Raw genomic sequence first — 12,144 nt, forward strand, 5'->3', positions numbered from 1 at the left:
AATTGATTGCTTCGCTTATTTTCTTCGTATCACCAGCTGAAACGCTCTACAATGGTGGCATTTTCCATGTTTCCTCTCCCGCCCATGTCACAACTCGATTTAAATTTGATGGTTCTTTTGGTATTACTGGCCTGTGGGATATTCAGTCACAATAGTGCTGTCACCATTGCTGCAGCGGTACTGATTGTTCTTAAAATTACCCCGCTACACGACCTGTTGCCTTATGTACAACAACATGGTTTGAATATTGGAATTATTATTTTAACCATCGGGGTATTGGCACCGATTGCGAGTGGCAAAATTGCCGGAGAAAGTATTCTCAAGTCATTTCTCAGCTGGAAATCTTTACTGGCCATTGCCATTGGTGTTTTTGTGGCTTGGCTCGGTGGCCGCGGTGTGAAACTGATGTCGAATCAACCGGATATTGTCGCGGGCTTATTGATTGGTACTGTAGCAGGTGTGGCGGTGTTACGCGGCGTACCTGTTGGGCCGCTGATTGCAGCCGGGATTTTATCTTTATTGATTGGTACACAATAGATTCAAATCATCAGCACGCATCACCAGTATGCAAAGATTTCTCAAAAACACATCACATGACCTATAACAAAAATACATCACATGACCTATAATATGCAGGTCATCTATTGATTACCTTGCACCAAGCTTTAAAGCAGTGTTTCAAGCTTGCTCAGGATATGTCATCAGATCAACGGAAGATTCATCTTGGTTGTAAGCTTTCCAAGCTAAAATAAAAGCGATACAAAAAAATAGAATGATCTTTAACAAGCTGTGACCTGATAAAAATTTGAAATTTACTGCATGACAAATCCGAGCCTAATCTTTTAAGGCATAAACCAAACTTTCTATCATCTCGCCGTTTTCCAAATATACTTTAACCGGAATCCGTTGATATTCATCACCTTCAAACGCATCCAGCTCTTCCCAATATTGGGGAAGATGCTCAGATATAAATACATAACCCTGAACAGTCTCGCCCGAATCACTGAGCTGAATGCCCGGGCTACCAAATTCAGCCCCCCAGCCACGCTGTTGCAAATGCCCACGGATATAAGCGGCTTTCCAGCTTCCCCCAATCCGCTCCATGACATGGGCATTGGGTTGCTGCGGACGAAGCGTGCCGTATACGAATAAACTATGCATCTTAAAAGCTCTGAAGGATCATTTCGGTGATTACTCTACAAATAATAGTGCCAGACGGACTTGGTCATAGGCCATTTTAGGCGTGGTAAGTTCTACAATCGGGCGCAACTTAATCGAGCCATCATCATTAAAATGCTCAGCACTTTGACGTTTGGTTAAGCGTTTATAAATTTTACGCACCTGCTCCACCACTTCCTCACCCGGATGAGCCACCGAAATATCCAGTCCCTGCTCTTTGTGTAAACGGCCTAGATGATTAATGATTGTCGCTGGCGTCAGACCACGTTCAGTCGCGATATCCGCAACTTCATAGCCTTCTTCAAACAGTGCTCGGGTTTCATCCAGTGTGGCAGTGGCATAACTCTGCTTCGTGCCACTCTTGGAAATTTTCTTTTCATTGCGCTGGATTTCTGCTTCATTCAATGTGCCACCGCAGTGACGGATAAAGGCTTTATGCTGCGCAGTCAAATCGACATTTTCAAAATTCGCTTCGGCTTCATCAGAAAGTTCCTGAAAACGGCGATCAGCTTTAATCGCTAAACTGTCAAGTTCCAAAGCCTGTTCATTAAAGCCTTTTAAACGTAAGCCATTTAAGCTTTTCAACCGTGACAACGCCACATAACCTTGACCTTTCTCGAAAGTATGACTCAGATCAATTTCTGCTGCTTCCAAGGTCATCCCTTGAGATTTATGAATAGTAATCGCCCAGGCCAAGCGTAAAGGAATTTGCTGGAAACTGGCAATAGTCTTACCAGCTTCATTGTCTACCGACCAGGTTTCCGGCTCCACCACCAAGGTCGTGCCATCGGTCAGTTTTACTTTGGGCAGCACACCATATTCATCGTCTTCTTCAAAACTGATCACTTCACCCAGACTGCCGTTGATATAGCCCATATCAAAGTTATTTTTTACAAACATGACTTTGGCATGCTTTTTCAAGGTTAAGGCTTCTGGTGCACGTACTGAAGATTTTAAAGTTTCAATCAGCTTTTCATTGCCATCACACTGGGCATCAAACTGGCGCGGATCATTGTCAATTTCATTCAGATGTTTAAAGTTAAGACTATCCACATCCATATTATGGGTATACAGACGCGTATAGGTATCGCCGATTTCTTGATGTCGGGTTGCCTGTAAAGCCGTGCGATGTTCATGGCTAATCGCCTGCGCACGGATCGCATTCAGGATGTCATTCAGATAATCATTGCCCTGACGATGCTGCTCGGTCAGATAACAGACCCGAAACTTGGCTTCTACCCAGGCTTCCGACATAAAGCAGAATTTATCGCGATTACGCTCGTCATTCTTACCGACTGGCGGCAACTGGAAAAAATCCCCGGCCACAATTACCTGAATACCGCCAAAGGCTTCATCACTGTCCTTAAAATATTTCAGCACCTGATTGACCAGATTCAGCTGCTTGGCATGCAGCATGGAAATTTCATCAATAATCAGAACTTGGGCATTTTCCAGATGTTCTTTTAAGTATTTACGCTCTTTCATGCGCTTTAAGTCATCTTCGGACAAAAAGTCTTTAATCCCAATGCCGGCCCAGGTGTGAATGGTCATACCATTCATATGCGTGGCTGCAATACCGGTCGATGCCGTAATCGCGACGGCGACTTTACGCGCTTTTAAATAATTAATATATTGATTCAGCGTATAGGTTTTTCCTGCACCCGCAGAACCGGTTAAAAAGACATTTTCTCCTGCTTTGAGTAACTTAAGGGCAGTTTCCTGTTTCATAAGAGCAATACCGTGAAAGAACGGCTATAGCCTAACGATTTTTGGCAGAAAAGTTAAGCGTCATGGCGGAAAACCACTTAATCTTGCACTTAAGCCTGCAAGTTGAGCCAGTTGATAAAATGCATCGCGATATTGCTATATTCAGCTTCTGCCTTTTGATTGTTCGGATATTCCAACTGATCGAAGATCACTTGCCCATTGACGATTCGACAGCCCAGAATTAAAGGTAAACGCACATCCGGATGCGACATGCGAAAGGCCACATATTGCCCTTCAATAATCTGCTGGGCATAACTGGCAGCCAGACAGTTCCTGAAAACCTTGGATTCTTCCAGAATACGATCCAGATTTTTAAGCTCCTCAAAACGCCAGTTGAAATATAATAAAAATGAGGCCTGCGTCAAAGGTGACCAAGTTACGAGCGCAAACTCTTTTTTCAGCTTGGCCATCATTTCCTGCTTCTGAATCTGATCATGCCAGATCACGGCCTGAGCGAATAATCCACTCCAGCTGAGGTTTTTCGGAATCTCGTTATGACTGGAAAAATATTCCACCAGATAGTCACGCACATAACTGTCAAATACAGACTCACGCACATGTCCACTGTGTAAATAAAACAGCTGTCTAAATTCGACAAAAGGAATCCGATAGCGCTGCAACACATGATAGAAATCCCGATTCTGCTGGCTTTGAGGCTGAATATAGGTCAAGACTTCTTCTGGAAGATGTGTGGTAATTTTATATAGATGCTGCATATATGCCTGCATCACCCGGCTCAGTTGCAAATAGACTTTCTTGGTGATCTGATCATCCATTTTGACCACGTTACGCAGCAGTTCTATCCATTCGTCCAGATACAGAATCGAGGGAGTGATGGCAATCCGCTGATCATCCATCGATTGGCGTGTGCCTTTTAAGACCACCGCCTGATTATGCTGATGTTGAAACCAGTCATGCTGGATTGCATATTCATGCATGCTATGAATAAACAGTAGCGCTGAGACATATTGAAAATATTGTAAGGTCGCCAGAATAATCTGCGGATGAATATGATGGCTGTCTACAAAACTTAAGGCCGTCACTGCCACCCGCACGCTGCTGTGCTGAATATTGCTACTGATCCAGTCCAGTACTTCGGCTGGTTGCCTGAAAATCCAGTTCACTGCACGATGACAGTCAAATAGTGGTAATCGGGCCACCTTTTTTTGCCATAAATAGGGATGATTTTCCAGAAAATTTCGTTTGGCTAATAAGTCATCGCGATGCCAGACCTCACGGTTCATCAAACGGACAAAACCGAGCAGGTGGCTCTGCTCCTCGGCATGTCGATACAACAGCCGAATATCATCGCTGTGATCATTCAGTTCATGTAAATTAAAACGCTCTTCAAAAGACAAGGACATAATCCGAAACGTCGCCGGATGCAAAAACTGTGCGGCACTAAAACAGAATTCATCCAGAGTGTCCATTAAGGACTGGATGGACAGGAACTCATCCTGCTGTAGAAATGCCAAAGAAAAAGCCTGTTGCAAGCTTTCAAGAATTTGCGGGGGAATATCCTGTTCGTCCAGAACAACGTTTTGCATGACTGGTGTTGTATACAACCCGGCCTCTATTAAATGATGATCAATAATCTCAGCCTGAACCACCGACATCTGTCGCAGGAATGCCAATACCCGTGCTGGGCCATTTACCGCTTCATAGACCTGGTTCAGAATCAGTTTGCGTAATTGCTTGGCTTTGTCACGTAAATACAGCGAATGCTGCGGTTTCAAGTCCCCAGTCAGGAAATAGATATCCTGTAAAAAAAATTCTTCTAGCGCTTCTGCTTTGTATTGTTGAAAATAAAAATGACTCTCGACCAAAACGGGTGCAGTTCCGGAGTCCAGTGCATATGCAGTATAAAACTGGATATAGAACAACCCGTCCAGCAATTCAATCCGGTATTGACCCTGCTGAATTTTTAATAGATTTTGTGCAGTCAGATGACCAATCATCGCCATCTGATCCAGATAAAGCTGGTTCAACTCCGGAGAAATCCGCAAACATTGTTGTGCCAGCAATTTTAACGGCGCTACCCAACCACCCTGTTCCATATACGCACCTATTTATTTTATTTTTATATTGAATCATGTTGAGCCCTCGATCATCGATCAGTGACTATTTGACCATACATTATGGCAGTACTCGCACAATAAAACAGCACTGCAGGATGACTTCTAAATATAGCGCATCTCAATATGTCACAACTTGGATTTACAACGAGGATTCGGTTGCCTGCTGGTCTTGCTGACGCTGCACAGTGAGCGCTGCCAACCCCGTATAAATATGCTGTTGCAAGCTATGCCGAAACTCAACCAGCTCTTCTTGCGTCTGCACCTGAGCAATCGATAGTCGTGGCATAAACTGAAAATAAAAGGGCAAGCGTTTTGGCAACAGGTGTTTGGGCAGAGAAGGAATCACATCGCCCTGACGTAGTAATTTATTGAGTTGTGGTATTTTAAGTAGTGTTTGAAAATACTTATGCTGGATAATCTTATTGGCATTAAAGCCAATCTCATAGACCTCATCCGCACCGAGAGCGGCAAAAGGGACAAGATCATAGTTGAATTCTTGCGCCAGCTTTAAAAAGCCGTAACGCTGCTTCCAGATCAGCTGATACTGCTCACCCTGACGTTTGAGCACTTCACGACCGCCACCCGGAAAGACCAGAATGGAATAGCCTTGCTGCATTGCAGCACGCACATAGGCTTGTGTTCCATCAATGGCACCAAACTTTTTCACGGCTTCACGCCACAGCGGCACATAAAAATGGCTATGATCTGCAATACTGACCACAGCCACCTTATGTTCGTTGTAGAGGTAATCAATCAGCATCGGCGCATCAAAGATGCCATACATGGAATGATTACCGACATACATTGCAGGTCGACTGGCATCCATATACTCAGCCCCTAAAAATGTCGGGGTAAAATATAACTTGGAGAAGGCACTTAAACGCCTGATCCACTGCCCGTCATGCTTGGCCTGCAATCTGTCTACTCTCTATTTATTGCGGATCATGCCACACGTTTTTGAACCAGAATCGAACCCACTGAATAACCAGCACCGAATGAACAAAGTACGCCGTATTCACCATCTTCCACTTCATGGGCAGTGCGGTGTAATGCAATGATCACGCCTGCAGAAGAAGTATTGGCAAACTCGTTCAGAATCATCGGCACCAGACCAGGTTTGGCATTTTCTTTGCCAACCACCAGTTTCAGGATCAGTTCATTCATACTGGCATTGGCTTGATGGAGCCAGAAGCGTTTCACGCCAGTCGGTGCAATCTGATTCTTCTCCAGTTGCGCTGTAATCATTTTCGCAACCAGTGGGCAGACTTCTTTAAAGACCTTACGGCCATCCTGACGGAAACGCTTGTCATCAATGTCGGCATTTTCAGAGGTATTCAAGAAACCAAAGTTATTGCGGATGTTATTCGAGAACTGGGTGAACAACTCGGAATCCAGAATTTCAAAACCGGTTTTGCTTTCAGTGTTTTCAATAATTGAAGCGGTTGCCACATCACCAAAAATAAAGTGACAGTCACGTGAACGAAAATCGGTATGTGCAGAGGTAATTTCCACATTAACCAATAACACACGACGCGCACCAGCCTTAATCGCATCATAGGCCTGTTTCAGACCAAATGTTGCTGCCGAGCAGGCCACATTCATGTCATAGGCATAGCCTTTAATTCCTAAAGCGGTTTGAATCTCGATGGCAACGGCAGGATAAGCACGTTGCAAATTCGAGCATGACAAAATCACGATATCAATATCTTCAGCAGTTACGCCTGCATTTTCCATCGCCTGCTTGGCTGCGATTACACCCCATTCTGCTTGCAGTGAAATTTCATCATCTGCACGTTCAGGTAAATTCGGACGTAAACGTTTCGGATCTAGAATACCGCTTTTTTCCGCAACATAACGGCGTTGGACACCAGATGCCTTTTCAATAAATTCTGCACTAGAACCACGACGCGCTTCAATTTCGCCTGCAGCGATTTTGTCCGCATTTTCGTGATTAAACAGTTCCACATAAGCATTTAAACTTTCAACTAATTCTTCATTGGTGATGACATTTTCCGGATGGAACAAGCCAGTACCCGTAATGCGGATGCCCATGTAAAACTCCTTCTCTGAATTACCTATATCTTAACTGATTCCAAGACGATCCCATACTTTTTGCAAGCGAGTTGGAGACACGGGTGCTTTTGTTTTCATCGGTTGTGAAAACAATGAGATTCTTAACTCCTCGACCATGAAGTACAATTCTTTCAGACGAGGGTCATCTTTAAACTTGAACAATTTTTCCATCCATTGATCAATTTGGTCAATGGCGGAATTGTCCCTTTGTAGATTATTGGGCAAGCGGTCTAAACGCAAGATCAAGGCTTTCAAATAACGTGGAAATTCGATCCATACATCGGATGGTTTACGATATACAAAGTCAGAAAGACTCATTAAATCAAGTTGATCTTCAATATCATTGATATTTTTCTCAAACACAGAATGGTCTAAAACCAATAATTTCCGGCGGATTTCCTGCCACTGGATATAAATATCTGTAATCTCTTTCAGGGTAACTTGCCCATGACTTAAGAAAGATTTTTTTACATCTTCAACCAGTTTTTGGAACTCTTGCGCATTGACAGGTAGCTCATTCATGGACACTTGCAGTGTGGCATAAACTAACATTTGTTCTAGTTGGGCCTTGTCACCGAGTGGCGAATAAGCCAGTGCCAAAGGTTTGGAGATCTGTTTTTTTAACTGGCGAATCAGGTCTCCCAGTTGCATATGCACCAGTCGGATCACCCCTTCACGATGTTTTTTTATCGCTTCCGCCTGATCGTTAAAGGTCTGAATCACCACGCCCGACTCATCTTTTTGCTCCAGTGCAGCAAAGGCTTTGGTCGGCACCAGCGCCTGATACTGCTTGACCACGACACCCGTGACTTTTTGTGAGGCTTCAAACACAAAACTTTCCGGGAAGGTTTTAAATTCACCTTTCAGCTGCTTGACCGGACTATGGGTTTCAGCCCGGCAACGTGCTTTCAGCTCTGACAAATCACGACCCTGTTCAATGACACGACCTTTTTCATCAGTGACTTTAATAAACGGTAACAGATACTGTTCGACCCGGTCAAAGCTGAAATCTTTCTCAGTGATTTGATCGCCACGTAACTGGAACGCCAGGAAACCAAAGATATGTTTCTGCAGATCCTGTACATCGACTTTTGCCATGAGTTTTCGTGCAGTATCTGGAATTGGCACCAGATTACGGCGCTTGTCCTTCGGCAAGCCTTTTAGCAATGCTTCAATCAGGTCCAGACGCCAGCCTGGAATTCCCCAGGACCAGATTGATTCATCTACCTGAGCCAAGGCTTGCAGTGGAATTTTAACTGTCGCGCCATCTTCATCATGACTCGGGTCAAAGCGATAGGTCGCTGCCAGACGAAGTTCACCATTACGTAAATAGTCAGGAAATTGCTGTGTGGTTGGACGGTCATTCAGCCATAATGCATCATCATCAACAAATAAATAACGTGGCTGCTGAGGCTCAACCGTAGCCCGCCAATCTTCAAAAGTACGGCGGCTGGCCACTTCAGCTGGCACTTTAGATGCATAGAACTGGTAAATGGTTTCTTCGTCTACCACCAGATCACGACGACGCAATTTATCCTCAACCCGTTCGACTTCTTCCAGTTTAAGCAAGTTATGCTTTAAAAATGGCGGACTAATACCGAGATGACCCGTAGTTAAAGCATCGCGTAAGAAAATTTCATGCGCCGCAGCCTGATCGACTTTTTCATAATTGATTGCTCGTTTTGGCTCAATGATCAGACCAAATAATGAAATCTGGTCATAAGCGTTCACCACACCGGCTTTTTTCGACCAGTGCGGTTCAAAATAATGATGCTTGAGCAGATCGCGGGCGGCTAGCAGTATCCATTCCGGTTCAATCTTGGCCAGAGTGCGTAAATACACTTGCGAGGTTTCCACCATCTCAAAAGCCATGACCCACGGCGTATTGCTCTTATGCAAAGTCGATGCCGGGAAAATCCGGGCTTTCTGCTGACGTACCGCCATAAACACATTACGTTCATCGGTCTTGTTGGCAATAAACGACAATAAGCCGGTGAGTAATGCACGATGCAGATTTTCATAACTGGCAGCTTTGTCATTAAATGACAGTTTTAGACCTTGAGCCAAGTCCACCAGTTGTTCATGGGTTTTTTTCCATTCACGTAAACGCAGCCAGCTCAAGAAATGATTCCGCGCAAATGTACGGCGTTTATTCTCACTCATACTTTCGCGATTGCCGTGCAATGTTTCCCAGAGTTTTATATAGAACAAAAAGTCAGAATCAGCTTCACGGAACAAGGCATGTTTCTGGTCGGCCTGCATTTGTTTGTCTGCAGGACGTTCACGCGGATCTTGTACCGCGAGCGCCGCAACAATAATCAAGACTTCGTTTAAAACACCAAAATGTGCGCCACCCAAAATCATACGGGCCAGACGTGGGTCAATCGGCATTTTTGCCATTTGCTGACCGATTTTGGTTAATCCACTGCTTTGAAGTCTCCCTTTCTCAAAGGGAGATTTAGAGGGATTTGCTTGATCATCTTCAGTTTTAGGAGAATTTTTCTCGGCCATTGCCCCCAACTCAATCAGCAACTTACGGCCATCATTCACCAGACGGTGATCCGGTGGTTCGATAAAATCAAAGTCCTCCAGCGAGCCTAAACCCAGACTCTGCATCTGCAAAATCACCGATGCCAGATTGGTACGCTTGATTTCAGGTTCAGTAAATTCCGGACGGCTCAGAAAGTCGTCTTCTGAATACAGGCGGATACAAACACCGGGCGCAATACGACCACAACGACCTTTACGCTGATTGGCTGCAGCCTGAGAAACGGCTTCAATCGGCAGGCGCTGCACCCGTGAACGATAGTTATAACGTGAAATACGCGCAAAACCACTATCAATTACATAACGAATATTCGGTACAGTCAACGCTGTTTCCGCGACGTTGGTGGCAATAATAATACGTCGCCCACCACCGGAAGGATTAAAGATTTTTTGCTGCTCTGCCAAGGCTAAACGGGCAAATAAGGTTAAGACTTCAGTATGCCGTGGTCCATGCTTGATCAGGGTTTCCTGTAGCTCGCGAATTTCCTGTTCTGTACTGGCAAAAATCAGGATATCGGCATGTTCGGGATGGCCTTTTTCTTGTGCATCCTGAAAACATTCTTCTACCGCTTTAACCACAGCACGCGGCAAGTTTTCTTCGAAGTCATCAAATTCATCATCATCGCTGCCGCCAATGCTCATTTCCGAGATCGGGCGATAACGCAGTTCAACCGGGAAACTACGGCCTTCTACTTCAAAAATGGGTGCACCATTAAAGTAATTACTAAAACGGTTTACATCCAGTGTGGCAGACGTAATGATGACTTTCAGGTCTGGACGACGCGGCAGTAACTGCTTCAGATAGCCCATAATGAAGTCGATATTCAGCGAACGTTCATGTGCTTCATCAATAATAATGGTGTCATATTTGCTTAGGTAGCGGTCATGCGTCAGTTCGGCAAGCAGAATACCGTCAGTCATCAAGCGTACAATTGAATCTTGGGAACCCTGTTCAGTAAAACGCACTTTAAAGGAAATTGATTCCCCGAGTTTTTCGCCAACTTCTTCAGCAATACGCTGTGATACGCTTCGAGCCGCCAGTCGGCGTGGCTGGGTATGTCCAATCAGACCAGTCAGGCCGCGTCCAGCCAGCATGGCAATTTGCGGTAATTGTGTGGTTTTACCAGAACCGGTTTCGCCAGCCACAATAATGACCTGATGCTTTTGAATCGCGGCTATCAGCTTGTCAGCGTATTGGGTAACGGGCAAATCTTGATTCAGCTTGATGTCTGGAAGACGTTCCAGCCGCTGCCGCACTTTCAGATTGGATTTTTCAAATAGTTCCTGATACTGCTTGGCATTGGCATCTTTCCCCTTCTTCAGTCGATTTAAACGGTGACGGTCACGCGCCATTATCCATTGATCTACATTTAAATGACTCTGCACAGAGAAAACACCCACATCAAAAAACCGGAAAAGTTTATTTTACTTGGTTCATTAGCTTTCAGATAGTCGTAGTTCTGTTAAGTGCCGGACAAATTGGCTTTACTCGTCTCATTTCCCTTAATTCGGCGTAGTAAATCGAGCAAATTACCCCGCTACTCTCACCTGTCCACATGATTAAGTTTAAGCATAAACCTAATTTTTAAATTGATATCGAGAGTATTTTGAGGAAAACAGGATTTTTTTCCTGATTTGCCCTTGAATTTTTCAGTTTCAGCATCATGTTTGTTAGCACGAGGAAAAAGAGATAATTTTGTCATAAAGCCATCATCTTGATGCTGCTCAATGAACAAAGCTATTTTGTGAAAATGGAGAATTTTTACATGATTCGGTTTTTCCGATTTTTGTAATGTAAAAATACCATTTCACCAATAAAGTAAATTTCTATAAGCTAATTGAAATTCAAAACAAACCTCAATCATGGAGACAATGATGAGCTTAATTAATACTGAAGTTAAACCATTTAAAGCAACTGCATTCCAAAATGGCCAATTTATTGAAGTAACTGAAGCTGACCTTAAAGGCAAATGGTCTGTAGTATTCTTCTACCCAGCTGACTTCACTTTCGTTTGCCCAACTGAACTGGGTGACCTTGCTGACAACTACGCTGAATTCCAAAAATTAGGCGTTGAAATCTACTCAGTTTCTACTGACACACATTTCACACACAAAGCTTGGCACGATTCTTCAGAAGAAATCAAAAAAATCCAGTATGTAATGGTTGGTGATGCAAACTGGACGCTTGCTAAAAACTTTGACGTATTAATCGAAGCTGACGGCCTTGCTGATCGTGGTACTTTCGTCATCGATCCAGAAGGTAAAATCCAAATCGTTGAAATCAACGCCGGTGGTATCGGTCGTGATGCTCAAGAACTTCTTCGTAAAGTTAAAGCAGCTCAGTATGTACATGCTCACCCAGGCGAAGTTTGCCCAGCTAAATGGAAAGAAGGCGATGCAACTCTTGCTCCTTCAATCGACCTAGTGGGTAAAATCTAATTTTAATTAGATTAAACTGACTCAAAAAACCACGCTCTTTAGCGTGGTTTTTTATAACTTT

General features: G+C 44.1%; 8 protein-coding genes. 2 read left to right on the plus strand and 6 right to left on the minus strand.

All coding sequences use genetic code 11. The features are described from left to right. The first annotated feature begins 84 nt into the window (after positions 1 to 84). Complete coding sequence (locus tag KT990_RS00615) at positions 85 to 537, plus strand: DUF441 domain-containing protein (RefSeq protein ID WP_005097358.1); 453 nt, start codon at positions 85 to 87, stop codon at positions 535 to 537. A 297-nt stretch (positions 538 to 834) separates the two neighbouring features. Here the strand turns inward: KT990_RS00615 and KT990_RS00620 are convergent, their stop codons facing one another. The 6 genes from KT990_RS00620 to hrpA all read right to left on the minus strand — a co-directional run bounded on the left by KT990_RS00620 (position 835) and on the right by hrpA (position 11,030). Next, positions 835 to 1,161: a gamma-glutamylcyclotransferase family protein gene (locus KT990_RS00620; protein WP_005097359.1), complete on the minus strand. Its 327-nt coding sequence runs from the start codon at positions 1,159 to 1,161 to the stop codon at positions 835 to 837. Positions 1,162 to 1,191: 30 nt separating this feature from the next. Next, the gene (locus KT990_RS00625; RefSeq protein ID WP_005097360.1) at positions 1,192 to 2,907 is read right to left on the minus strand and encodes an AAA family ATPase; all 1,716 of its coding nucleotides are present in this window, start codon (positions 2,905 to 2,907) and stop codon (positions 1,192 to 1,194) included. Between the two features lie 89 nt (positions 2,908 to 2,996). Beyond that, positions 2,997 to 5,003: a hypothetical protein gene (locus tag KT990_RS00630; RefSeq protein WP_218208953.1), complete on the minus strand. Its 2,007-nt coding sequence runs from the start codon at positions 5,001 to 5,003 to the stop codon at positions 2,997 to 2,999. A 160-nt stretch (positions 5,004 to 5,163) separates the two neighbouring features. Continuing rightward, positions 5,164 to 5,940: a 1-acyl-sn-glycerol-3-phosphate acyltransferase gene (locus tag KT990_RS00635; protein WP_100355380.1), complete on the minus strand. Its 777-nt coding sequence runs from the start codon at positions 5,938 to 5,940 to the stop codon at positions 5,164 to 5,166. A gap of 26 nt (positions 5,941 to 5,966) precedes the next feature. After that, positions 5,967 to 7,076 carry a beta-ketoacyl-ACP synthase III gene (locus KT990_RS00640; protein WP_005170328.1) on the minus strand — a complete coding sequence of 370 codons (1,110 nt, stop codon included), beginning with the start codon at positions 7,074 to 7,076 and terminating at the stop codon, positions 5,967 to 5,969. Between the two features lie 30 nt (positions 7,077 to 7,106). Then, complete coding sequence (gene hrpA, locus KT990_RS00645) at positions 7,107 to 11,030, minus strand: ATP-dependent RNA helicase HrpA (RefSeq protein WP_167381280.1); 3,924 nt, start codon at positions 11,028 to 11,030, stop codon at positions 7,107 to 7,109. A 489-nt stretch (positions 11,031 to 11,519) separates the two neighbouring features. Here hrpA and ahpC point away from each other — a divergent pair, with 489 nt between their 5' ends. Then, positions 11,520 to 12,083 carry an alkyl hydroperoxide reductase subunit C gene (ahpC, locus tag KT990_RS00650; RefSeq protein WP_005097370.1) on the plus strand — a complete coding sequence of 188 codons (564 nt, stop codon included), beginning with the start codon at positions 11,520 to 11,522 and terminating at the stop codon, positions 12,081 to 12,083. The last annotated feature ends 61 nt before the right edge of the window (positions 12,084 to 12,144 follow it).

This window comes from Acinetobacter sp. F9, assembly GCF_019195275.1.
Classification (GTDB): Bacteria; Pseudomonadota; Gammaproteobacteria; order Pseudomonadales; family Moraxellaceae; genus Acinetobacter; species Acinetobacter pseudolwoffii.